This is a genomic window from Arthrobacter sp. MPF02 (assembly GCF_046605375.1).
Lineage (GTDB): Bacteria > Actinomycetota > Actinomycetes > Actinomycetales > Micrococcaceae > Arthrobacter.
Window position 1 is genome coordinate 2219672 of the sequence record NZ_CP176772.1, and the last position, 23927, is coordinate 2243598.

A 23927-nucleotide genomic window follows, 5' to 3' on the forward strand; every position below is an offset into this window, starting at 1 on the left:
CGGAAGTCCTCCGCCTGCCAACGCCGTTTTGCGTCCTGTAACGAGTGTGTCCACGGCGTGTTTCACCGGGAAAGGAATTAGATTGCCGCCCTGTTACAACAACCTCTAGGAAGTAAATGGTGCATATCCGCCTTGTTACGGTTGTGTTTCATCACTTTCGCCGGGCACTAATGCCCCACTCAGCAAGGATCTCGGACTCATGACAGCACCACCCCGTGGAAGCGGCGCCACGGCAAGGATCCTGGCGCGACTTCGGCCCCGGCGGGATAAGCTGCCGCGGGATATCAAGGTGATGCTGGCTGCAGCCTTCCTGATTGCGCTTGGATTCGGGCTTGTTGCGCCCGTATTGCCGCAGTTCGCCACCACTTTCGGAGTGGGAAACACGGAAGCGGCCGTAATTGTGGCCATCTTCGCGTTCATGCGGCTGGTCTTCGCGCCGGCCGGCGGGACGCTTATCGGCCGGCTGGGTGAACGTCCGGTCTACGTCGCGGGGCTGCTGATCGTGGCCGCGTCGACCGCGGCCTGCGCCTTCGCGGCTGACTACTGGCAGTTGCTGCTGTTCCGCGGGCTGGGCGGCGCCGGCTCGGTGATGTTTACGGTCGCGTCAATGGCGCTGGTGGTCCGGCTGGCGCCGCCGGAAAGCCGGGGGCGGGTTTCCGGGGCTTATGCGTCGGCTTTCCTGGTCGGCAATGTGTGCGGACCGATCGTGGGCGGGCTGCTGGCCGGCTACGGACTCCGGATCCCTTTCCTGGCCTACGCCGCGGCCCTGGTGGTGGCCGCCGTCGTGGTACAGACCCAGCTGAGCCACGAGCGCCGCGGGTCCGCGGGACGGCAGCAGCAGGCCCCTGACATGCCCTTTGCCGAGGCGCTGGGGATGGGGGCCTACCGGTCGGCATTGTTCTCGAGCTTCGCCAACGGCTGGGCGACCTTCGGGGTCCGGATGGCCACCGTTCCGCTTTTTGCCGCGGTTGCCTTCGGTTCCGGTCCGGAAGCTGCAGGCCTGGCGCTGGCTGTCTTCGCTGCCGGAAACGCTGCAGCACTGACGTTCTCGGGGCGGCTGGCCGACAGCCTCGGACGCAGGCCCATGATGGTCTATGGCCTTGTTGTGGCAGGGCTGGCGACGGCGGGCATCGGCTTCACCCAGGACCTGCCATGGTTCCTGGCCGCCTCGGCGCTTGCCGGCGTCGGCTCCGGATTGTTCGGTCCGGCACAGCAGGCCGCAGTCGCGGATGTGGTGGGTAACGCGCGGTCAGGCGGCAAGGTTCTGGCGGTCTACCAGATGACGTCCGACGTCGGAGCTATCGTTGGGCCTGTCCTGGCCGGCGTGCTCGCAGACCGGCTGGGTTTCGGCTGGGCTTTCGGCGTGACCGGGGGCATCATGCTGGTAGCGGCCTGCGGGTGGCTGGCCACGCGGGAAACCCTGCGGCCCGCCAGGGCGTAGGACGCGAAAAAGCCCGGCCGGAGTGACCCCGGCCGGGCTTTTCCGCCTGCCTAGTTCAGGAGCGCGTCAACAAAGCCTTCGGCTTCGAACGGCGCGAGGTCGTCCGCGCCCTCCCCGAGGCCGATGAGCTTCACGGGAACACCCAGGGTCTTCTGGATGGCGACGACGATGCCGCCCTTGGCCGTTCCGTCCAGCTTGGTGAGGACGATGCCGGTGATGTTGACCACCTCGGAGAAAACGCGAGCCTGGTTGAGGCCGTTCTGGCCGGTGGTCGCATCCAGGACCAGCAGGACTTCGTCCACCTCCGCCAGCTTCTCCACCACGCGCTTGACCTTGCCCAGCTCGTCCATGAGGCCCACCTTGTTCTGGAGCCGGCCGGCGGTGTCGATCATGACAACGTCGACTTCCTGGTCAATGCCGGCCTTGACGGCCTCGTACGCCACCGACGCAGGATCCGCGCCGTCGATGTCCGACTTCACGGTGGGAACGCCAACGCGCTGCCCCCAGGTGGCGAGCTGCTCGGCGGCGGCGGCGCGGAAGGTATCCGCGGCACCGAGCAGGACATCCTTGTCCTCGGCAACCAGCACGCGGGCCAGCTTGCCCACGGTAGTGGTCTTTCCCACACCGTTGACGCCCACCACCATCATGACGGCCGGCTTGTCCGCGTGCCGCTGGACGTTGAGGCTGCGGTCCATCGTGGGGTCCACGAGCTTGACCAGTTCTTCGCGGAGCAGCTTCTTGACCTCGTCCGGGGTGCGCGTGCCGAGCACCTTGACGCGCTCGCGCAGCGAGTCGACCAGCTGCATTGTGGGCTCGGTGCCAAGGTCCGCCAGCAGCAGCGTTTCCTCCACCTCGTCCCAGACGTTCTCGTCGATCTTGTCGCTGGAGAGCAGGGCCAGCAGGCCCTTGCCCATGATGTTGTTGGAGCGGACAAGCCGCTCACGCAGACGCACCAGCCGGCCGGCCACGGGCAGCGGGGTTTCGACGGGGATGACTTCCAGGCCGGCGGCATCATCCGGAACAGTGGTGGTGTCCAGGTCCTCGACGTCGACGTCCGCCGGAGCCTTCCGGTCCACCGCCGGTGCCGGCCGGTCCGCGACCAGCGTGCTGCCGCCGGACTTGATTTCGGGATCGTTGGCGTCTCGCGTGCCCGGGTACCGGGTGATGTTCCTCCGCGTCTTGACCAGGACAGGAATCAGCCCGCCTATGACCGCCAGGGCAGCAACGATGGACAAAATAATGGGAAGGATGTCATTCACTCCCCTAGCTTCTCACAACAGGGCGGACCCCCTTCCCCGGGCAGGGGCGTCACCGGCCTGCCGATGACGCCGGGCTTCCCGCCCCAAAGCTACGCGTCCGTGCCCAGCCGCTGGCTGATCACCGTGGAAACGCCGTCGCCCCTCATCGTGACCCCGTAGAGCGCGTCAGCAACTTCCATGGTCCGCTTCTGGTGCGTGATGACAATGAGCTGGCTGGACTCCCGCAGCTCCTCGAAGATAGTGATCAGCCGGCCCAGGTTGGTGTCGTCCAGGGCGGCCTCCACCTCGTCCATCACGTAGAAGGGCGAAGGCCGGGCCTTGAAGATGGCGACCAGCAGTGCCACCGCCGTCAGGGAGCGTTCGCCGCCGGACAGCAACGAAAGCCTCTTGATCTTCTTGCCGGCGGGCCGGGCCTCCACCTCGATGCCCGTGGTGAGCATGTCGGCGGGCTCGGTGAGGACGAGCCGGCCTTCACCGCCCGGGAACAGCCGCTCAAAAACCCTGGTGAATTGTGCCTGCGTATCCTCGAAGGCATCGGCGAACACGCGCTGGACCCTGTCGTCCACCTCCTTGATGATGTCCATCAGGTCCTTCCGGCTCGCCTTCAGGTCCTCAAGCTGCGTACTGAGGAACTGGTGGCGTTCTTCCAGCGCTGCGAATTCCTCCAGCGCCAGCGGATTCACCTTGCCGAGGCTGGCCAGATCGCGCTCTGCTTTCCGCAGGCGCTTCTCCTGCTCCGCGCGTACATAGGGCTTTCCCTCCCGGATCTCCTGTCCGCCGGCGTCGACCGGGGTGCGCAGGGCTGCCCACTTATCGCCGCTGTCCTCTGCCGGAACCGGCACCGGGACATGCGGTCCGTACTCTTCCACCAGTGTCTCGGGGGCAATTCCAAGTTCGTCGACGGAGCGGGTCTCCAGCGCTTCAATCCGGGCACGCTGCCGGGCCCGCGCCAGCTCGTCGCGGTGGACATTGTCCGTAAGGTCCGCCAGTTCCCTGGCCAGGGCTTCGGTGGCTGTCCTGGCGTCCTTCAGGGCCTGGTCGCGTTGCTCGCGGTTCTCCTCCGCGAGGTCGCGTTCGTGCGTGGCCAAGGCGACGGAGACATCCACGTGGCGAAGTGCCAGCTCCACGGCCTCGAAGACTGCCGCGGCGCGCCGGGCCTGGATGCGGCGGAGCCGCGCCCGTTCGGCGGCTTCCTCTCGGGCATGGCGTTCGGTGGCCGCGGCCCGCTCCAGGGACGCCACCCGGTTGCGGGTGGCGGACAACTGTTCCTCGGCGCTTCGCAGGGAAAGCCTTGCCTCCACCTCGGCGGCCCGGGCGGAGGACGCTGCCTGCGCGAGGGCATCGCGCTGTTCCGTGGTCGGCTCCTGCTCCACGGGCACCTCCTGGGCGGCGGCGAGGCGCGCGGTGATGGCAGCGAGGGCTTCCTCCTCCGCCACCACATTCGCTTCCGCCGTGGCCAGTGAAGCCGCCAGCCGGTCACTTTCACCGACGGCGCTGCGGAGTACCGAATTCAGGTAGCCCAGGCGTTCCGCCACTGCAGCGAGGCGGGCATCGGAGTCGTGCAGTTTGTCGAGGGCGGCGTCGGCCCGTTCCTGTGCCTCGGCGCGCCGTGCTTCCGCGGCGGCCAGGGCGAACCTGTTCTGCTCGATGGCGGACGTGACCGCCGAAAGCTGCTTGTCGGCGTCGTCCGCGGCCGCCTGGACTTCAAGCAGCGAGGGAGCCTTTGCCGATCCGCCCGTCACCGACACCGCTGTGAAAACGTCACCGGCAGCGGTAACGGCGGTCAGCGCAGGCTGGCTGGACACGAGCGCTGCGGCAGCGCCGGTGTCGGGAACGACGGCGGTCCGGGACAACAGGTGCCGGGCCAGTGCCGTGTACGGGCCGCCGCCGAGCAGCAGGCTGCCGGCCGGGCGGGCACCTGCAGGCAGGTTGTCCGCGGCTGTTCCCGGGTCGGTGTCATCAGCGGCAGACTCCAGGAGCAGCGAGGCCCGGCCGGCGTCGTCGGTCTTCAACAGTTCCAGCACAGCCGCTGCCGTACCGGAGTCCCGGACCAGGACGGCTTCGGAGGCTTCCCCGAGGGCTGCGGCGACGGCCGTTTCATAGCCGGCCTCCACTGTCAGCTCCCCGGCGATACGTCCCTGGACGCCGGGGATCCCGGACTGGAGAACGTGGCCGGCGCCGTCCTTGCGGTCCAGGCCCAGTTTCAACGCATCCCGACGGGCCGCCAGGGCGTCGCGCTTCCGGATTGCCTCGCTGGCGGCTGCCTTGAGGTCAGAGATTTCTGCAGTGACGGCGTCCAGCGCGGCGCTTGCGGCCTCGTAGTCCGCGTCGAGGCTTTCTTCGCCTTCCTCAACGCCCGCCACCTGGTTTTCCAGGGCGGTGAACTCCTCCTGGGCACGGGCACGCCGCTCCGCGCCGGAAGCGAGTGCCTCCCGCAGCCGGCCGAGTTCGGCCTGGGCCGATTCAACCCGGGACCGGGCAGCGGCCACCTGTCCGGCCAAACGTGCGAGCCCCTCCCGCCGGTCAGCCACAGCCCGCAGTTCAGCGGTGAGCCGGCGGTCCTCCGCATGCGCTGCCTGTTCAGCCTCGGCCTTTGCCGCGGTGGCGGCTTCCAGTGCGCTGCGCCTGTCCAGGATGGAACGCTCAAGCTCGGCAAGCTCCGCGCGCACCCTGCCAGCCTGCCGTTCCAGCTGGTCCGGGTCCCGGCCGGAGGCAGGCGCGGGATCGGCAGAGTCGAGGAGCCGGCTCCGCTCGCTGGCCAGCGATCCCAGCGAACGGAGCCGCTCGCGGGCTGAGGACAACTGGTACCAGGTATCCCTTGCGGCATTGAGCTTGGGCGTGGCCTCGGCAGCCAACTGCTCGAGTGTTGCCTGCCGCCTTCTGCCGGCCTCGAGTTCCTGTTCGACGGCGGTCCGCCGCGCCTTCAGGGCGGCCTCGTCAGCCACATCCTGTTCCAGGGCCAGCTGCAGCTGGACGAGATCGTCGGCGAGGAGCCGGGCGCGGGCGTCCCGGACATCGAACTGGACCCGCTGTGCACGCCGGGCAACTTCGGCTTGCTTGCCAAGCGGAGTGAGCTGGCGGCGGATCTCGGCCGTGAGGTCGGTAAGCCGCTGCAGGTTGGCCTGCATACCCTCAAGCTTGCGGACCGTGCGTTCCTTGCGGCGGCGGTGCTTCAGAATGCCTGCCGCTTCCTCGATGAAGCCGCGGCGGTCCTCCGGTGTGGCATGCAGGACGCGGTCCAGCTGGCCCTGCCCCACGATGACGTGCATCTCGCGGCCCAGGCCGGAATCGGACAGCAGCTCCTGGATATCGAGCAGGCGGCAAGCGGCGCCGTTGATGGCGTACTCGGACCCGCCGGTGCGGAACAAGGTCCGCGAAATGGTGACTTCGCTGTACTCGATGGGCAGGGCACCGTCGGTGTTGTCGATGGTCAGCGATACCTGGGCGCGGCCGAGCGGAGGGCGGCCCGATGTCCCCGCGAAGATGACGTCTTCCATCTTTCCGCCGCGGAGTGTTTTGGCCCCCTGTTCGCCCATCACCCAGGCGAGCGCGTCGACCACGTTCGACTTGCCCGAGCCGTTGGGGCCGACAACCGCGGTGACCCCGGGTTCGAAGTCAAAGGTGGTGGCGGACGCAAAAGACTTGAACCCCCGGACGGTAAGGCTTTTGAGGTGCAAGGCTTTGGGGTCTCCTGGGTGGCTGTAGCTGTTGCGTCGCAGTCCCAAATCTACTGGCTTGCAGGCATAATTCCCGGATGCGTGCGGCCTGTCCTGTGGATTGCCTGCTACCAGCGTCCGTTGCGCGGGCGGGGCTGGCACACAGGGCAGGTGTGGGACGAGCGGTTCATGAACTGTTCCCTGCGGATGGTGGCGTGGATGCCCGCAGCCGCGCAGCGCGCGCAGGGCTCCCCTTCACGGCCGTAGGCGTTGAGCGAGCGGTCGAAGTATCCGGACGCACCGTTGACGTTGACGTACAGCGAGTCGAAGCTGGTGCCGCCGGCTGCGAGGGCGTCCACCATCACTTCGCGGGCGCTCTGCAGGACGCGTTCGGCTTCGCTTCTGCGGAGCGTGTCCGTTGGCCGGGCGTAGTGCAGCCGGGCACGCCAGAGCGCTTCGTCCGCGTAGATATTGCCGATGCCGGAGACCAGCCCCTGGTCCAGCAGGGCCCGCTTGAGGCCGGTCTTACGCTTGCGGAGCCGCCGGTAGAACAGGTCAAAGGAGAAGTTCGGGTCCAGCGGGTCGCGGGCAATGTGCGCGGCCTCTTCGGCAATCAGGGGAAGGGGGGATTCCGCCAGGCCTCCCGGACCCCCGTCTTCCGTGGGTACCAGTGAGGTGACAAACAGGCCCCCAAAGATCCGCTGGTCGACGAAGCGCAGCTGTTCCGGCATGCCGTCCCGGGCGCTGAGCCGCAGGCGCACCTTGAGATGTTTCTCGTCCGGCACGTCCGGGTCCTGCATGAGGAGCTGCCCGCTCATTCCCAGATGCGCCATCAGCGCCACCGAGGGGTGCGGCGAGCCGCCGACCCTTTCCGGGGCTCCCGGGCTGCTGTCCAGCAGCGGCATCCACAGGAACTTCCCGCGGCGGACAACATCGGCAACGACGGCACCTTCGAGGTTGCCGATGAAGTCTCCGGGACCGAGTGCGTGCCGGCGGATGGAACGGGCATCAAGGACGTCGACAAAGTCGATGGTCCGCCCGCGGACCCAGCTGACCAGGCCGCGGCGGACCACTTCCACCTCGGGGAGTTCGGGCATGGGCTACTTGGCGGCCACGGAGCCGGCGGGACCGCCGGCAGCACCGGCGGCGGTGAGGACGCGCCAGGCGTCGGCGGCGGCTTCCTGCTCCGCCTCCTTTTTGGAGTGGCCCGTACCTTTGCCGTAGGCGTTCCCGCCAATGTTCAGGACCGCAGTGAAGGTCCGGGCGTGGTCGGGACCTGCACCGTCAACGGCGTAGTGGATGGTACCCAGCTGGCGGCTGGCCGCCAGCTCCTGGATGCTGGTCTTCCAGTCCGTTCCGGCGCCGAGCACTGCCGCGTCCTTCAGCAGGGGCCCGATCAGCCGCATGACCAGCTGGCGGGCAGTCTCGATATCGTTTGACACGTAGGTTGCACCAATCAGTGCTTCCATGGTGTCGGCGAGGATGGATGCCTTGTTCTTGCCCTCGGTGAGCTTTTCGCCCTGTCCGAGGTAGATGTAGTCCCCAATGCCGAGACTGCGGCCGATGTTCGCCAGGGCACGCGTACTGACGACGGCTGAGCGGCGTTTTGCCAGGTCGCCTTCGGGAAGGTCCGGATGGTCCCGGTAGAGGGCGTCCGTCACCGAGAAGCCGAGGATGGAGTCACCCAGGAACTCCAGCCGCTCATTGGTGGGTATGCCGCCGTTTTCGTAGGCGTACGAACGGTGCGTGAGCGCAAGACGAAGCGTCCCGGCGTCAATAGAGACACCGAGACGCTTCAAAAGCTCTTCAGTTGAAGACATCAGGTCAGCCCGAGCGGCCGATTAGACGTCAGCGACCTTGCGGCCCTTGTACTCAAGGAACAGCGCGGTGCCGGCAGAGTCAGTGACGACCTTGGCCTGGTGCGGCAGGCTGTAGGTAACCTGGCCGTTCTCGACGGTCTTCACCAGGTGGGGGGCGGTCGCCTTCCACTGCGAACGACGGGCGCGGGTATTCGAGCGAGACATTTTCCGCTTGGGAACAGCCACGGCTAACTCATTTCTCTCTAGACAAACACGTACAAATCAATTTTGCCGGTCAGGCTTAGCCAGATCAGCTAGGGCAGCCCAGCGAGGATCCAGGACCTCGTGGTGGTGCCCCGGCTCGTCTTCCAGGCGGACTCCGCATTCGGAGCATAGGCCCTGGCAGTCTTCCCGGCACACCGGCTGGAACGGCAGCTGCGTAACAACCGCGTCCCGCAACACCGGTTCAAGATCGATTACATCGTGCTCGACTCGACGTTGCTCTTCATCATCTTCTTCGTCCGAAAGCTCAGTGCCTTCGTAGAAGAAAAGTTCCTGCACATTGACCTCAAGGTCATACTCAAGGGGATCCAGGCATCGGCTGCACTCACCGGTTACTTCTGTGAGCACGGTTCCTGATACCAGGATTCCTTCGTGTACGGCCTCAAGCCTCAGGTCCAGCTCGACATCCGAGCCTTCCTGAACGCCAATGAGCGGCACACCAAGTTCACTTGGTGCGGGTACATGTTCCTTCAGCGTCCGCATGCTTCCCGGGCTGCGCCCGAGGTCCTTGACGTCGAACACCAAGGGCGAACCAGCATCTCTTTTAATGAGAACTCCTGTTGAACATATGACCGACGTACCATCTTAGCCTGAAGAACCACGGGGACTCAAACCGGCATACCGGCTGCTCAGAGGTACCGGACAAGCCTACCGTCTTGGCTGCTGATCTGCCGCAGACTCGCCAGCGAGCATTCTGCGGTGGACCGAGCGCGGCACGTAATCGGACACGCTGCCACCCAGGCTTGCCACCTCTTTGATGAGCGTGGAGGAAAGGTGGACATAGTGGGCCTCGGCAGGCAGGAACACCGTTTCCACCCCGCTCAGCTGGCGGTTCATGGTGGCCATTGGGAGCTCGTAGTCGAAATCCGACGACGAGCGCAGGCCCTTGACGATGGCGGAGACACCGCGCTGGCGGCAGTACTCGGCAAGCAGGCCCTCCCCCACAGGCTCAACCACAATGCCCTTCAGGGAGGCCAGGGTCTCCCGCGCCATTTCCAGCCGTTCATCCAGCGTGAACCTGTACTTCTTGGCGTAGTTGGTGGAGATGGCCACGATCACCTCGTCGAAGAGCCCTGCGGCCCGCGCAATCACTTCAAGATGGCCGTTGTGGATGGGGTCGAAGGATCCGGGGCACACAGCTCGTCGCATGCTCTGAAACTACCCCATGAAAAGCCCGGGATACCATGACTGGATGCATTCTCGACGGGAACTTTCCGCACCCACGGCACCTGCTCCCTGGCAGCGCACGGCACTCGGTGCCAACCTCCTGGCGCCCGACGGCGGACTAGGCGTCACCATATTTGAGGAGATGACCGGCCTGGCCCTCGAGACCGGCGCAATCAACCTGGGCCAGGGCTTCCCGGACGAGGACGGTCCCCTGGAAATTCGGGAAGCCGCACGGGCCGCCATCGCGGCAGGAGCAAACCAGTATGCGCCCGGCAAGGGCATCGCCGAACTGCGCGAAGCCGTGTCCGCCCACCAGGAACGCTTTTACGGACTCACCCCCGACCCCGCGACGGAAGTCATCGTCACAACGGGCGCCACCGAAGGCATCGCGGCCGCGCTCCTTGCTCTGGCCGGTCCCGGTGACGAGGTGTTGACCTTCGAGCCCTTCTACGATTCCTACGGCGCTGTCATCGGGCTCTCCGGGGCCACCCACGTCACGGCGCCGCTGCTGGCTCCTGGGTTCCTGCCGGATATGGCAGCGCTCGAGTCCGCCTTCAACGGGCGGACCCGGGTGGTGCTGCTCAATAATCCGCACAACCCTACCGGGGCTGTTTTTCCGCGGCAGGTGCTGCAGCGGATAGTGGAACTGGCGGAACAGTACAACAGCGTCATCGTCACGGACGAGGTCTATGAGCACCTGACGTTCGGCGTCCGCCACATTCCCGTGGCGTCCCTGCCCGGGGCAGCAGGGCGCATCATCACAATTTCGTCGGCCGGAAAAACGTTCTCCCTGACAGGCTGGAAAATCGGCTGGCTGTCCGGTCCGGAAGACCTGGTGGCCGCAGTCCGGACTGTCAAGCAGTTCCTGACCTACAGTTCGGGGACCCCGTTCCAGTTGGCCATCGCCGCCGGCCTTGCGCTGCCGGATGGCTTCTATGAAGGCATCGCGGCAGACCTTGAGCGCAAGCGGGACATCCTCAGCGAGGGCCTGCGCGCTGCAGGGTTCGACGTCTTCACCCCGCAGGGCACCTACTTCGTCAACGTCGACACCGCCCCGCTGGGAATTACTGACTCGGTGGACCTGGCCAGGCGGCTTCCGGGGCTTGTCGGCGTCGCAGCGATACCGGTGCCAGTGTTCTGCCATCCCGAGGGGGCTGAACGGACCAGGAGCCTGCTCCGCTTCGCGTTTTGCAAGAAGACGGCGGTCCTGGAGGAGGCCGCCGGCCGGCTCGCAACGCTGGGCCAAAAGCTCTGATGTCCGGGGACAGCCGGGGCCCGGCCGCCAGGTTCCTGCGGACCACCGGGCAGCACGCCTCCATCGAACCGGATGCCTTCACTGACGGCAGCTACGTGTTGAGCATCGGCGGTGCCGAGCAGTCCCATGTCAACCTGGCCCACCCCGAGGAGATCTTTTACGAGTACCTCCGCAGGATCGGGCACCTGGTTGACCTTGCCGCGCCGTCCGGAGCCCCGGTCCGGGCTTTGCACCTGGGTGCCGGCGCCCTGACTCTGGCCCGCTATATCCAGGCCACCCGGCCAGGGTCCGTGCAATACGCCGTTGAACTGGAACGTGAGCTGCTTGACTTCGTCCTGCGGCAGCTCCCCCTTCCCGAAGGTACGGACCTGCACACCATCACCGGTGATGCCCGGGACGCACTCGGTGGGCTGGATTCCCAAGCCGCTTTCGACGTCGTCATCCTGGACATCTTTTCGGGACCGGACGCTCCCGCCCACATCGCCTGCACCGATTTCTACCGGGAAGTACAGGCAAAGCTTGCGCCGGGCGGGGTACTGATCGTCAACGTGGGCGACGAGCCGGGGCTGACGCTTGTCCGCAGCCAGGTGGCGGCCATGCGGCAGGTTATGACGGACGTGGCGGCCTTCGCCGAAGCAGGGATGTTCCAGGGACGATACCCCGGCAACATCATCCTGGCCGGAACACAGGTGCCCTGGCCCGGAGAGTGGACAGCGGAGCTGGCCGCCCGGGGACCCCACCCGGCCGCGGTCCTTGCCGGCGTGGACCTGGATCCGTTTACGGGTCAGCCGCGGCCGTAGGGCTGGGGACTGACCGCACAGCTACGGCCCGGCTGTTTCCGCCTCTTCCACCGCCGGGATGTCGTCCCGGTCAATGGCGTCCGGGACGTACGGTTCGGCAAACCACAGCCGTGTTTCACCGTATTTCTTTTCCGCGAAGCGGGCGAGAGCTTCCGGCCATTCCGGTTCAGGAGACCGGGACGAGCGTTCCACCACAACGACGGCCGACGGCGCCAGGTGCGCGGCAAGCTTGGTAAGCACGGCGGACAGTGCCGTCTCCCCCAAGGGATAGGGCGGGTCGAGGAAGACCAGGTCCCACGTATCCCCGGGGGCTGCCCGGTCCAGGAACGGTTCGACCTTGGACCGGTGGACCGTCACGGCTTTACGACCCAGGACGCCGTTGAGGAGGTCGGCGTTCCGCTGGCAGACGGCGCTTGCCTTGGCGTCGGATTCCACGAGCTCCACTGCCTGCGCGCCCCTGCTCCCGCTCTCCACGCCAAGGGAACCCGAGCCGGCGTACAGGTCGAGCACCCTGGCACCGGCGATGACGTCGAACGCGTCAAGCCGCGAGAACAGCGCCTCCTTGACGCGGTCGGTGGTAGGCCTGGTAAGGGAACCGGGAACGGCGGACAGCGGCGTGCCGCCCGCCGCACCGGCGATGATCCTGCTCATGAGTTCCCCCCGGGTGTGCCTGGTCCCGCGGACTGCACACCGTCCGCATTCAAGGTTCCGTTAGCCGCGCTCAAGAAACGCCTCCTTCTCGGGATTGAGGTACTTGTCGATGGCATCGGCCAGTTCCGGGTGGCGTGACAGGAGGGGGTCCTTGCCCACAATGTCCTGTGCATCCTCCCGTGCGCTTGCGATGACGTCCCCGTGTTCCAGGACACGCAGCAGTTTCAGCGTGGAGCGCCCGCCGGACTGGGAGGCTCCCAGGATGTCACCCTCGCGGCGGAGCTTCAGGTCTTCCTGGGAGAGCACGAACCCGTCAGTGGTGGAGGCCACTGCTTCAAGCCGCCGCCGGCTGGGGTGCCCCGGTTCCAGCGCTGTGACCAGCAGGCAGGTTCCCGGCAGGCCGCCCCGGCCCACCCGGCCGCGAAGCTGGTGCAGCTGGGAAATACCGAAGCGGTCAGCATCGAGGATCACCATCAGCGTTGCGTTATGGACGTCGACGCCCACCTCGATCACTGTGGTGGAAACCAGCAACTTGACACTGTTGTCCACGAACCCGGCCATGGTGGCGGACTTCAGCTCGGGATCCTGGCGTCCATGCAGCGGAGCCAAAGGAACCCCCGAGAGGGACGGCTCCGCGAGCAGGTGTTCGACGACGGCCGTCACTGATGCCAGTTCGCGTGCGTTTTCCTCCCCCTCCAGGCCCGCAGGTTCTGCTTCCCCGGGGCTGAAGTCGCCGTCGTCATCGGTACCGATCTTGGGGCAAACGACGTACACCTGGTGGCCGGCGTCGATTTCTTCACGGGCGCGTGCCCAGATGCGCCCGGCCCAGGCGGGGTTCTCGGCGAGCCCCACCAGGTGTGTGGAGATGGGAGCACGGCCCTTGGGCAGCTCATCGAGCGTGGACGTCTCAAGGTCACCGAAAACCGTCATGGCAACCGTGCGGGGAATGGGGGTGGCGGTCATGACCAGCAGATGCGGCGGCTTCCGCGCTTTCGCCCGCAGCGCGTCGCGCTGCTCCACGCCAAACCGGTGCTGCTCGTCCACCACGATCAGCCCAAGATCGTAGAACGAAACGTTGTCGCTGAGCAGGGCATGGGTCCCGATGATGATCCCGGCCGTACCGGAGGCAGCATCCAGCATGGCCTGCTTGCGTGCCGCCGTGGGCATGGACCCGGTCAACAGCGTCACCTGCACGGAGGCCCCATCCGCTCCGCCCAGGGGACCCAGCAGTCCGTCCCGGGACAGCGGACCAAGGGTGCGCCGGATCGATTCATAGTGCTGGGCAGCCAGGACTTCGGTGGGTGCAAGGAGCGCCGCCTGTCCCCCGGCGTCAACCACCTGCAGCATGGCCCGGAGGGCTACCACTGTTTTCCCGGAGCCCACTTCGCCCTGCAGCAGGCGGTTCATGGGGGTATCACGGGCCAGTTCCATCGCCAGCGTCTGTCCGACGGCGGCCTGGCCGTCGGTCAGCGAGAAGGGAAGACTGCGGTCAAAGGCTGCCCGGGCCCCGTCCTCCACAGGGCGCCGGGCGGTGGCTTCCTCCGACGCCAGCTGCGCCCTGCGGCGGGCGAGGGCGGACTGGAGTACCAACGCTTCCTGGTAGCGGAACCGGTCCCGGGCCCTCTTCCAGGCAGCGGCGGACCCGGGGGCGTGGATCAGCCGGTAGGCCTCTGCCAGGGGAAGGAAATTCTCCCGCCCGGCGACGGCCGGTGGAACCGGGTCCGGCAAGGAGTCGAGGTCGGCGGTTTCGAGCAGCGCCGCGATGACTTTTTGGATTTTCCAGCTGGGAAGCTTGGCCGTTGCCGGGTATACCGGAATGGGCATGGCGGCGAGCTTACCGGCGTCCTGTCCGCTGGAGGTGAAAGGGTCCTCGTCCAGGACGTGATAGTCCGGATTGGTGAGGCCAAGGGAGCCTTTGAAGCTGGTGACCCTGCCCGAAAACAAGGCGCGCCGGCCGGGCAGCAGTTCCGCCTTGGCGCGGTAGGCGTTGAAGAAGCTGATTTTGAGCGTGCCGGGAACTTTGCCGCGGTAGTCCGTGCCGCCAACGAGCCGCAGCCCCGACTGGCCGTCGTCGTCCGAAATGACGACGTCGGTGATGGTCCCCTTGCGTGCCCGCATGCTCCGGGTGCTGGTGGACAGCACCCGGGCAATGAGCGTGACGTCCTCGTCGCGGGGAATCTCGCTGATGGGCGTCAGCTCGCCGCGGGTGAGGTACCGGCGCGGGAAATAGTTCAGCAGCCCCGCCACTGTGGTGATGCCCAGGTGCTTCTCGATGACGGCGGCGGAGCGTTTGCCGACGCGCCGTTCCAGGGGCAGGTCAAGCTCAGCGTTCATGCCCGCCGGAGTTCACCGCGTTGACATCCGCGTTCCGTGGCTGCGCGAGCTCGCTGATGGTGATCTGGGACGGCTCACCGAGGGAGCGGATGATGGCGACCGCAGGGCCCGCGTCGGGAACATGGACATGCACCCGCCACCGGTAGTCGCCGTGGTCATCCGCACCGCTTCCCACCTGGCTCATGATGACTGATTCGCCAATCTCGTCGAGCCGCTGCCGGAGGGTTGCGGCATTCAGGGGCGAGAGGCTGATGGTGCACATCACCTCGACGCCGTCGTCGTCCGGCATGTCGGTGTGGATGTGGGGATCGGCGACGTCGTAGCCGTGCAGCCCGTCGAGGAGTTCGCTTTGCAGCTCCTCACCGAGGACGGCGGACCGGAGGCAGTCGAGGATCAGGAGCATTCCAACGCCTCCGGCGTCCACAACGTGGGCCGAGGTCAGCGCATCGAGCTGGTCCTCGGTCTGGATCACCGCCGCCAGCGCGCCTTCGACGGCTGCGTCAAGGGCAAGGCCAAGTGCGTGATTACTGTCGTCTCCGTTTTGTCCCGCATCCACGGCTGCCGCTGCCCGTGCAGCAGCCTCCATGACGGACAGCATGGTGCCCGGTACAGGATCGCTGAGAGCGGACCAGGCACGGATCTGTGCCCGGTTTAGTGCCGCAGCTAGCAGTGTGGACGTAAGCCGCGCGTGTCCGGTGAGGGGTTCGGCGGCTGCGCACAGGAATACCGAGAAAAGGGTTCCGGAATTCCCCCGGGCCTCCTCCAGGGCAGCCTGCCCGGCGGTGGCAAGCAGGGCTCCCACATCGATCTGGGCGGGTTGTTCGCCCTCAGCGGCCAGCGAGCGGGCCGCTGCACGGACTGTCAGGTAGAGGTTGGTTCCGGTATCCCCGTCCGCCACAGGGAAGATGTTGATGGCGTTTAGGCGGTCACTGTGGTTGCCCAGGGTGGTTTCAGCCTTGCCCAACCACCTCTTCATCGCCTGCGCGTTGGCGGCAACCTTAGTCTGCAAAGTGATCCCATCCCCCGGTGTCCGCGGACCGGCCCGCAATCATGACGCCCGGGCCTTCATCGATTCCCAGTGCTTGTACCGAGCCTATCGCAGTGAATCCCGGAGGCAGCTGCACGCCGGAAGGGAATGTGGCCAGCAGGCCGTGGTCCTCGCCTCCGTCCAGCACCCAGCCGACTGCGTCCGCGTCCAGCAGCCCCGCGGCAGGCTGCAGGCCCGCTGCCAGCCTCGCCACCTGTTCCGGGTCGAGGTGGACCGCGGCATGGCTGGCCACTGCCAGTCTTCGGCTGTCGCGGACCAGTCCGTCCGAGACGTCGAGCATGGCGGTGGCGCCACCTGTCCTGGCGGCGGGACCCGCGGCGAGAGGCGGCCGGGGCCTGGACTGCCGGTCCAGGAAGAGAAGTTGCTCCGGGGTGAGGGTGTCAACGCTGTGGGCCGACTCGAGCAGCGCCAGGCCTGCGGCGGCATGTCCGGCGGTTCCTGCCAGTGCCAGAACGTCGCCCGGCCGGGCTCCGGAACGCAGCACCGGGCTGCCGCCGTCGAGCGTTCCCAGGACTGCGACGGTGACGGATATTTCCCGTCCACGGCCAAGGTCGCCTCCTGCCACCGAGCAGCGGTCCGCGCCCAGTTGGCGGATACCGGCCGTGAGCCCGTCCGCCAGGCCTTCAACCCAGCTGACCGGTGTGTCCGGTGGAAGGGTCAGGCTCACGACCATCGACGTGGCGGTTGCCCCCATGGCGTTGATGTCGCTGAGGTTTTGCGCCGCGGCCTTCCAGCCGACGTCGAAGCCGCTGGTGCAGTATCCGTTGGGCCAGCGGAGACGGAAGTCCTGGTCCTGGACCTGAGTATCGATGCTGATGACGGTCCTGCCGTCCGCGGCGGCCACCACGGCAGCGTCATCTCCCGGACCCAGGAGGGTGGCTGCGGAGTGGGCACTGCCCATCGAAAGCCGGGGAAAGATCCGGGCCAGCAGCTCGGTCTCGGAAAGACCGGCAACGGCAGGCTGCTGTGGGGAACCGGCGCGGCCATGGCCGCTGCCGTTCAAGGACGTTTCAGGCACGGCACTACGCTACAGCGCGGCGCCGACAATCGAGGGCGCACCGGAAAACCTGTGCCCGGGTGGCGGTGCAGGACGGCAGCGATTGGCCTTGCCGCGTCCGGATTCGGGATGATGGGTTGATGCACCGTCCCCGGCTTTCCCTTCCTGCCCGTGCCGCCTCTCTGGCCCTGACCGGGGGCCTGGCCGCTGTGGCCCTCACAGGCTGCTCGCCCGCCGTCGACGTTCCCGCAGCCGGTGACGCTGCCAATCCTGCATGCGCCCCGATGATGGTGTCCCTGCCGGACGCGATTGGGGACGCCAAACTGAGGAAGACCAACAGCCAGGCCACCGCGGCGTGGGGCGATCCGTCCCTCGTCATCCTCCGCTGCGGCGTCAACGTCCCCGGGCCGACGACGGACCGCTGCGTGACGGTCAACGGTATCGACTGGGTGATCAGGGAGGGCGACCCTGTGTGGACCCTGACCACCTACGGGCGTGAACCGGCCACCGAGATCCTGATGGATCCGGACAAGATCAGTTCGGCGACCGTGCTCGCCGACCTCGCTGCCCCGGCAGGCGAGGTGCCCGCCACGCGGGGCTGCGTGGGGCAGGAAGAGCTGCAGGACCTGCCCCAGAGCCAGTAGGTGGATTGGCCCCGGAGAAGGATTAACGGAGCCCGGTTTTCCTGTTCAACGCAAGGTAAATGAGCTCGTCGATCAGGTCCGGGTAGCTGAGCCCCGACGCTGCCCACATCTGCGGGTACATGCTCTTGGGCGTAAAGCCGGGCATCGTATTGATCTCGTTGATGATGAGCTCGCCGTCGGGGGTGTAGAAAAAGTCCACACGGCTCAAGCCCTCGGCACCGACGGCGTCGAACGCCGCGGCCGCCAGCTCCCGCACCCGGGCGATGGCTTCCTCCGGGATATCCGCAGGGCAGCTCAGCGCAGCGGCGTTGTCCTCAACGTACTTTGCCTCAAAGTCATAGAACTCGTGGGTGCCGCCGGCAACGGAAATTTCACCGGGCATGGACGTGCGGGGCGCGTCGGTCCCCCGGCCCTCGAGGACCGCACACTCGATTTCGCGCCCCACGATTCCCGCTTCGATGACCAGCTTGAGGTCGTGCCGGCGCGCAGCTTCGATGGCGGCGTCCAGCTGTTCGAGGGAGTCCACCTTGGAGATGCCCATGGAAGAACCGGCCCGTGCCGGCTTGACGAAGACCGGGAAGCCAAGGCGGTCCACCTGCTTACGGACAGCTTCCGGGTCCTTGCGCCATTGCCGGTCGGTCACCGCGATGTAGGGCCCAACGTGCAGCCCGGCAGCTTCGAAGACCACCTTCATGAAGTGCTTGTCCATGCCAACGGCGGAGGCCAGCACTCCGGCCCCCACGTAGCGCGTGTCAGAAAGCTCCAGGAGCCCCTGGATGGTGCCGTCTTCACCGAACGGTCCGTGCAGGAGCGGGAAGACCACGTCAACAGTCCCAAGTTCCTGCGGGACCTCGTTGGGCGCCGCCACGATGAGCTGGTGCTCTCCCCCGATTTCCGCCAGCGTGACGGTCTCGGCTGACGGTGCCACCTCGGGCAGCGACGACCCGGCAAGCGACCACTGGGTGGTGTCCGAGGACGCCAGGACCCACTGCCCGGATTTCGCGATCCCGATGGGGATGACGTCGTACTTGTCTTTGTTGATGGCGCCCAGCACTCCGGCCGCCGTTACGCAGCTGACGGCGTGTTCGCTGGAGCGGCCGCCAAAAAGCACCGCGACCCGGGGCTTGGACCGGTTCCCTGCGGTCTGGTTGTTCTGGGACATCGTCAGTAATCGCCTTCAGGTTTCAGTTCCCGGGACAACAGGACGGGCCCCAGTTGGTCAACGGACAGTTTGCCGGCCAGGACAGCAACCACCGCGGCGGTGATTGGCATGTCGACACCGAGCTTGCCGGCCAGTTCGTGCACGGCCTGGCCGGACTTGATGCCTTCGGCGGTCTGGGTCATCTTCTCTCCCACCTCGTCCAGCGTCAGGCCCTGGCCGAGCAGGCGGCCCGCCGTATGGTTCCGGGACAGCGACGACGAGCACGTTGCCACCAGGTCCCCCAGGCCGGCAAGGCCTGCCATGGTCTTCGTGTCACCGCCGAGTGCCAGCGCAAGGCGCGAGGTTTCCGCAAGGCCCCTGGTGATGACGGAAGCCTTGGTGTTGTCCCCCATCTGCTTGCCCTCGCAGATGCCCACGGCCAGCGCGATGACGTTCTTGACGATACCGCCGATTTCCACCCCCACCACATCAGACGTTGTATAGGGCCGGAAGTAGGGTGCCGTGCAGCTCCTGGCGATCCAGCCCGCAACGGCGGAGTCGGAACAGGCAACCACGGAAGCGGTGGGTTCCTCGCGCGCAATTTCCATCGCCAGGTTCGGGCCGGACACGACGGCGATCCGGTCCGCAGGCACCCCCAGCTCCTGGCTGATGACCTCGCTCATGCGGGAATCGGTGCCGAGTTCGAGGCCCTTCATCAGGGATACGACGACCGCCCCTGGTGCAATCAGGTCCTTCCATCCGCGCAGCTGGGGGCGGAGTGACTGGGCGGGAACTGCCAGGACAACAAGGTCCGCCCCCTCCAAAGCCTCGGCCACATCGGTGGACGCCGTGATGCTTGCCGGAAGCGGGACGTCCTTGAGGTACTGCGAATTCCGGTGCCGGCCATTAATCTCATCCACCACTTCAGCACGGCGCCCCCACACCCGGATGCTCCGGGGCGAACCGGCCGCCGCGGCGGCATCGGCAAGGACTTTCGCGAACGTGGTTCCCCACGAGCCCGCGCCGAGCACGGCTACGGAGCGGGACGAGCCCGCCAGTTTGCCCTCCAACGTCACTGTGCATCCGCCCCGTTGCCGGGCTGCTGCTGACCGCGCTCCACGAAACGCCCGTGTTTGGCCTGCTGCTGCCGGGCCGGATCCCAACGTTCCGCAGGCGGCTGTTCGCCGCGGAGCTCCGCGAGGAGCGCCGTGATGGCATCCATGATTGCGTCGGTGGCCGCCGTCAGGGTGGCCTTATCGAGGGGACGGCCGGAGAAGGCGCTGAGGTCCACGGGATCGCCAACCACTACCCGGGACAATTTCCGCGGAAACAGGTGGAACTTTTTGCCGTAGCGCGGGAACACCTCGTGGGCGCCCCAGTGGGCAATGGGAACCACGGGGATTCCCCCTTCGAGGGCAAGCCTCGCGGCGCCTGTATGCCCCTTCATCGGCCACAGGTCCGGGTCCCGGGTCAGCGTTCCTTCGGGATAGATGATGATGGCGCCGCCCTCGGCGACAATCTCCTGGGCGACCTGCAGCGAGCGGTTGGCTCCCGCCGTCGAACGCTCCACCGGGACCTGTTTGGTGGCCCGCAGGAGCCAGCCCAGGCCGGGCACATTGAAGAGCCCGGATTTGGCGAGGAAGTGCGGGGCCCGCTTCTGGTTGTAGAGCATGTGGCCCACCACCAGGGGGTCGATCTCGGTGCAGTGGTTGGGCGCGGCAATGAATCCGCCGTCGGGAAGCTTTTCGGTGCCTTCCCACTTCTTATCCATCATGAGGTTCAGCAGCGGGCGGGCGATGCTTGCGATGAACACGAATGTGGCCCTGCTTTTGGCCGATTCCTTCACGGTCCGTCCCGTTACTTCGCGGTGGTGATGTCGAAATCGGCACCCAGCCCGGCGAGCTTTTCGGTGAAGCGCTCGTAGCCGCGGTTGATGATGTCGATGCCGGTCACACGGGAGGTTCCGGTGGCCGCAAGGGCGGCAATGAGGTGGCTGAACCCGCCGCGGAGGTCCGGGACGTCGATATCCGTTCCCTTCAGCTGCGTGGGGCCGGAGATTACCGCCGAGTGGAGGAAGTTGCGCTGGCCAAACCGGCACGGGACGCTGCCCAGGCACTCACGGTGCACCTGGATGCTGGCGCCCATCCGGATCAGGGCATCGGTGAAGCCGAAACGGTTCTCGTACACCGTCTCATGGACGATGGACACACCTTCGGCCTGGGTGAGCGCCACAACCAGCGGCTGCTGCCAGTCGGTCATGAAGCCGGGGTGCACGTCCGTTTCCAGGACCAGCGGGTTGAGCTTGCCGCCCGGATGGTAGAAGCGGATGCCGTCCTCGCCGATGTCCATTCCGCCGCCCACCTTCCGGTAGGTGTTCAGGAAGGTCATCATGTCCCGCTGGGAGGCGCCTTCCACAAAGATGTCGCCGCGGGTGACCAGGGCCGCGGAGGCCCACGACGCCGATTCGTTCCGGTCCGCCAGTGCGCGGTGGTTGTAGCCGCCCAGGTCGCGGACGCCCTCGATGCGGATGGTCCGGTCTGTCTGGACGCTGATGATGGCGCCCATCTTCTGCAGCACGGCGATCAGGTCGATGATCTCGGGCTCGGTGGCCGCGCCGGACAACTCAGTGATGCCCTCGGCGCGGGTAGCGCTGAGCAGAACCTGCTCGGTGGCACCTACAGAGGGGTAGGGCAGGGAGATCTTCGCACCGTGCAGCCCCTTGGGTGCCGAAATGTGGATCCCGCCCGGCCGCTTTTCAACGACGGCGCCAAACTGGCGCAACACGTCGAGGTGGTAGTCGATGGGCCGGTCGCCAATCTTGCAGCCGCCGAGATCGGGGATGAAGGCTTCACCGATCGCGTGGATCAGGGGCCCGCACAAAAGGATGGGAATCCGGGAGTCCCCGGCGTGGGCGTCAATCGCTGTACTCGGCGCCGTCTTGGCGTCAGTGGGATCGAGCGTGAGGTCGCCGGTGAGCGGGTCCTTGGCCACGGTCACACCATGCAGCTGCAGGAGGCTGGTGACAACCTCTACATCCTTGAGCTCGGGCACGTTCCGCAATACCGAGGGTTCGTTGCCCAGCAACGCGGCCACCATCGCCTTGGGAACCAGATTCTTGGCCCCCCGGACGCTGACGCGGCCAGTAAGCGGGACTCCGCCGCGGATTGTCAGAACACTACTCATATACCGGTTTCCTCACGATGACTCGCCCCCAAATCCTTGCAAAGGCTCCAACCCAGCATAGGAGGTCGCGTTACCGAACCGAAATACGCGGGCCCCGCCGGGAGGGCGTGGCGGGACCCGCGTATCAGGGATTGCTGGCTGGAAGCGGGCTAGGAAACCTTTGCCGGCAGGGTTTTCGGCTTGAAGGAGGGGCGGGTTGCCTCGTAGGCCGTGATGTCCGCCTCATGCTGCAGGGTGAGCCCGATGTCGTCGAGTCCTTCCAGCAGGCGCCAGCGGGTGTAATCGTCGATGGCGAAGGGCGCCACGATGTTGCCGCACACCACGGTCTTGGACTCCAGGTCCACAGTGACCTCGGTGCCGGGGGCGTTCTCGAGTTCCTTCCAGATCAGTTCGATGTCGTCCTGTGCCACCTGGGCGGCCAGCAGTCCCTGCTTGCCGGAGTTGCCGCGGAAGATGTCTGCGAACCGGGAGGAAAGGACAGCCTTGAAGCCGTAGTCCTTGAGGGCCCAGACTGCGTGCTCCCTCGAGGAGCCGGTACCGAAGTCGGGGCCGGCCACCAGGACCGAGCCGGACGTGAAGGGCTCCTGGTTGAGGATGAAGGAAGGGTCCTTCCGCCAGGCGGAGAACAGCGCGTCCTCGAAGCCGGTGCGGGTGATCCGCTTGAGGTAGACCGCCGGGATGATCTGGTCCGTGTCAACGTTGCTCTGGCGCAGCGGGACGCCAATGCCGGTGTGCTTGGTGAACTTTTCCATGGGTCTGTCCTAGGCTGCGTCGTTGGTGGGGATGGCGGTGCCGGCGGGTTCAACCACCGGTTCGGGGGCGGGGCCGAGGTCCGACGGCGAGCTGAGCGTGCCGCGCACGGCCGTGGCTGCCGCCACCACCGGGGACACCAGGTGGGTGCGCCCGCCTTTGCCCTGGCGCCCTTCGAAGTTGCGGTTGGAGGTGGAGGCGCAGCGCTCCCCCGGCTCCAGCTGGTCCGGGTTCATGCCCAGGCACATGGAGCAGCCGGCGAACCGCCATTCGGCGCCGAAGTCCTTGAACACCCGGTCCAGGCCCTCGGCCTCGGCCTCCAGGCGGACCCGCGCGGAGCCCGGCACCACCAGCATGCGGACCTTGGGGTCCTTTTCCCGGCCGCGGATGATGTCCGCGGCAGCGCGGAGGTCCTCGATCCGGGAGTTGGTGCAGGAGCCCAGGAAGACGGTGTCGACGCGGATGTCCTTCATGGGGGTGCCGGCCTCGAGCCCCATGTACTGCAGGGCACGCTCGGCTGCTGCCTTGGCGTTCTCATCGCCGAAGTCCTCCGGGGACGGGACGGACTCGGAGAGCGACACGCCCTGCCCGGGGTTCGTGCCCCAGGTGACGAACGGCTCCAGCGTGTCGGCATCCAGGTCCACCTGGGCGTCGAAGGTGGCGTCGTCGTCGGTCTTCAGCGTGTTCCAGTACTCGACGGCGGCGTCCCAGTCCGCGCCTTCGGGGGCGTGGGGGCGGCCCGACATGTACGCGTACGTGGTTTCGTCCGGTGCCACCATGCCGGCACGTGCACCGGCTTCGATGGACATGTTGCAGATGGTCATCCGGGCATCCATGGACAGGGCGCGGATCGCCGAGCCGCGGTATTCCAGGACGTATCCCTGCCCGCCGCCGGTGCCGATCTTGGCGATGACGGCCAGGATGATGTCCTTGGCGGTCACGCCGGGGCGCAGGGTCCCTTCGACGTTGATGGCCATGGTCTTGAACGGCTTCAGGGACAGCGTCTGGGTGGCCATGACGTGTTCCACCTCGGAGGTGCCGATGCCCATCGCCAGCGCACCGAACGCACCGTGGGTGGAGGTGTGCGAGTCGCCGCACACCACTGTCATGCCCGGCTGGGTGAGTCCAAGCTGCGGACCCACGACATGCACAATGCCCTGTTCGGCGTCGCCCAGGCTGTGCAGGCGGACGCCGAACTCGGCGCAGTTGTTGCGCAGGGTTTGGATCTGGGTGCGGCTGGTGAGGTCGGCGATAGGCTTGTCGATGTCCAGCGTCGGAGTGTTGTGGTCCTCCGTTGCAATCGTCAGGTCCGGCCGGCGGAGCTTGCGGCCTGCCAGGCGCAGGCCTTCGAAGGCCTGCGGGGACGTCACTTCGTGGACCAGGTGAAGGTCGATGTAGAGAAGGTCAGGCTGGGCATCGGCTCCGGCGCCGTCGCCTTTGCGCACCACGTGCGCGTCCCAGACTTTCTCGGCCAATGTCTTACCCATGGCCATCTCCCTTCACTGCTGTTTGGCTGATGA

The 23927-nt window shown here is 66.6% G+C and carries 21 protein-coding genes; 4 read left to right on the plus strand and 17 right to left on the minus strand.

Going from position 1 to position 23927, the window contains the following annotated elements:
* Positions 1-199 precede the first annotated feature (199 nt).
* Positions 200-1441: an MFS transporter gene (locus ACLH0K_RS10485; RefSeq protein WP_411373552.1), complete on the plus strand. Its 1242-nt coding sequence runs from the start codon at positions 200-202 to the stop codon at positions 1439-1441.
* Between the two features lie 50 nt (positions 1442-1491).
* Here ACLH0K_RS10485 and ftsY read toward each other — a convergent pair whose 3' ends face one another.
* The 7 genes from ftsY to coaD form a co-directional block, all read right to left on the minus strand.
* Entirely contained in the window at positions 1492-2700 is a 1209-nt protein-coding gene (gene ftsY / locus ACLH0K_RS10490; protein WP_411373553.1) for a signal recognition particle-docking protein FtsY, read from the minus strand.
* A gap of 89 nt (positions 2701-2789) precedes the next feature.
* Complete coding sequence (gene smc / locus ACLH0K_RS10495; RefSeq protein WP_411376462.1) at positions 2790-6377, minus strand: chromosome segregation protein SMC; 3588 nt, start codon at positions 6375-6377, stop codon at positions 2790-2792.
* A gap of 107 nt (positions 6378-6484) precedes the next feature.
* Entirely contained in the window at positions 6485-7453 is a 969-nt protein-coding gene (gene mutM, locus ACLH0K_RS10500) for a bifunctional DNA-formamidopyrimidine glycosylase/DNA-(apurinic or apyrimidinic site) lyase (RefSeq protein WP_411373554.1), read from the minus strand.
* A 3-nt stretch (positions 7454-7456) separates the two neighbouring features.
* The gene (gene rnc / locus ACLH0K_RS10505; protein WP_411373555.1) at positions 7457-8176 is read right to left on the minus strand and encodes a ribonuclease III; all 720 of its coding nucleotides are present in this window, start codon (positions 8174-8176) and stop codon (positions 7457-7459) included.
* 21 nt (positions 8177-8197) lie between these two features.
* Positions 8198-8401, minus strand: coding sequence for a 50S ribosomal protein L32 (gene rpmF, locus ACLH0K_RS10510; protein ID WP_009356569.1), 204 nt, complete (start codon positions 8399-8401; stop codon positions 8198-8200).
* 36 nt (positions 8402-8437) lie between these two features.
* Complete coding sequence (locus ACLH0K_RS10515; RefSeq protein WP_411373556.1) at positions 8438-8962, minus strand: YceD family protein; 525 nt, start codon at positions 8960-8962, stop codon at positions 8438-8440.
* A 123-nt stretch (positions 8963-9085) separates the two neighbouring features.
* Positions 9086-9586, minus strand: coding sequence for a pantetheine-phosphate adenylyltransferase (gene coaD / locus ACLH0K_RS10520; protein ID WP_411373557.1), 501 nt, complete (start codon positions 9584-9586; stop codon positions 9086-9088).
* A gap of 43 nt (positions 9587-9629) precedes the next feature.
* On the opposite strand from coaD, the gene ACLH0K_RS10525 reads away from it, so the two are divergent.
* Together ACLH0K_RS10525 and ACLH0K_RS10530 are read left to right on the plus strand one after the other, a co-directional pair.
* Positions 9630-10859, plus strand: coding sequence for an aminotransferase class I/II-fold pyridoxal phosphate-dependent enzyme (locus tag ACLH0K_RS10525; RefSeq protein ID WP_411373558.1), 1230 nt, complete (start codon positions 9630-9632; stop codon positions 10857-10859).
* Positions 10859-11659 (plus strand): spermidine synthase, encoded by an 801-nt coding sequence (locus ACLH0K_RS10530; protein WP_411373559.1) that lies wholly within the window; start codon positions 10859-10861, stop codon positions 11657-11659. The genes ACLH0K_RS10525 and ACLH0K_RS10530 overlap by 1 nt, the downstream gene beginning before the upstream one ends.
* A 21-nt stretch (positions 11660-11680) precedes the next feature.
* Here ACLH0K_RS10530 and rsmD read toward each other — a convergent pair whose 3' ends face one another.
* Genes rsmD through thiL form a run of 4 tightly spaced genes read right to left on the minus strand, consistent with a single transcriptional unit; the run spans position 11681 to position 16710 of the window.
* Positions 11681-12310: a 16S rRNA (guanine(966)-N(2))-methyltransferase RsmD gene (gene rsmD, locus ACLH0K_RS10535; protein WP_411373560.1), complete on the minus strand. Its 630-nt coding sequence runs from the start codon at positions 12308-12310 to the stop codon at positions 11681-11683.
* A gap of 60 nt (positions 12311-12370) precedes the next feature.
* Complete coding sequence (locus ACLH0K_RS10540) at positions 12371-14644, minus strand: ATP-dependent DNA helicase RecG (protein WP_411373561.1); 2274 nt, start codon at positions 14642-14644, stop codon at positions 12371-12373.
* A complete protein-coding gene (locus tag ACLH0K_RS10545; RefSeq protein WP_411376463.1) occupies positions 14634-15620 on the minus strand; it encodes a DAK2 domain-containing protein in 987 nt (328 codons plus the stop codon). Before ACLH0K_RS10545 ends, ACLH0K_RS10540 begins: the two co-directional genes overlap by 11 nt.
* A 22-nt stretch (positions 15621-15642) precedes the next feature.
* Positions 15643-16710: a thiamine-phosphate kinase gene (gene thiL, locus ACLH0K_RS10550; RefSeq protein WP_411373562.1), complete on the minus strand. Its 1068-nt coding sequence runs from the start codon at positions 16708-16710 to the stop codon at positions 15643-15645.
* A gap of 119 nt (positions 16711-16829) precedes the next feature.
* Between thiL and ACLH0K_RS10555 the strand changes: the two genes are divergently transcribed.
* Positions 16830-17333 (plus strand): DUF3515 domain-containing protein, encoded by a 504-nt coding sequence (locus ACLH0K_RS10555; RefSeq protein WP_411373563.1) that lies wholly within the window; start codon positions 16830-16832, stop codon positions 17331-17333.
* A 22-nt stretch (positions 17334-17355) separates the two neighbouring features.
* Here ACLH0K_RS10555 and ACLH0K_RS10560 read toward each other — a convergent pair whose 3' ends face one another.
* From ACLH0K_RS10560 to leuC, 6 genes are all read right to left on the minus strand, one after another.
* Complete coding sequence (locus ACLH0K_RS10560) at positions 17356-18495, minus strand: D-alanine--D-alanine ligase family protein (protein WP_411373564.1); 1140 nt, start codon at positions 18493-18495, stop codon at positions 17356-17358.
* Positions 18496-18497: 2 nt separating this feature from the next.
* On the minus strand, positions 18498-19550 hold the full coding sequence (locus ACLH0K_RS10565; RefSeq protein ID WP_411373565.1) for an NAD(P)H-dependent glycerol-3-phosphate dehydrogenase: 1053 nt from the start codon (positions 19548-19550) through the stop codon (positions 18498-18500).
* Positions 19547-20320, minus strand: a complete 774-nt coding sequence (locus ACLH0K_RS10570; protein WP_411373566.1) for a lysophospholipid acyltransferase family protein — start codon at positions 20318-20320, stop codon at positions 19547-19549. The genes ACLH0K_RS10565 and ACLH0K_RS10570 overlap by 4 nt, the downstream gene beginning before the upstream one ends.
* Before the next feature lie 11 nt (positions 20321-20331).
* Positions 20332-21657 (minus strand): UDP-N-acetylglucosamine 1-carboxyvinyltransferase, encoded by a 1326-nt coding sequence (murA, locus tag ACLH0K_RS10575; RefSeq protein ID WP_411373567.1) that lies wholly within the window; start codon positions 21655-21657, stop codon positions 20332-20334.
* Between the two features lie 149 nt (positions 21658-21806).
* Complete coding sequence (leuD, locus tag ACLH0K_RS10580) at positions 21807-22409, minus strand: 3-isopropylmalate dehydratase small subunit (RefSeq protein WP_411373568.1); 603 nt, start codon at positions 22407-22409, stop codon at positions 21807-21809.
* Between the two features lie 9 nt (positions 22410-22418).
* Positions 22419-23894, minus strand: a complete 1476-nt coding sequence (gene leuC / locus ACLH0K_RS10585) for a 3-isopropylmalate dehydratase large subunit (protein ID WP_411373569.1) — start codon at positions 23892-23894, stop codon at positions 22419-22421.
* Between the last annotated feature and the right edge of the window lie 33 nt (positions 23895-23927).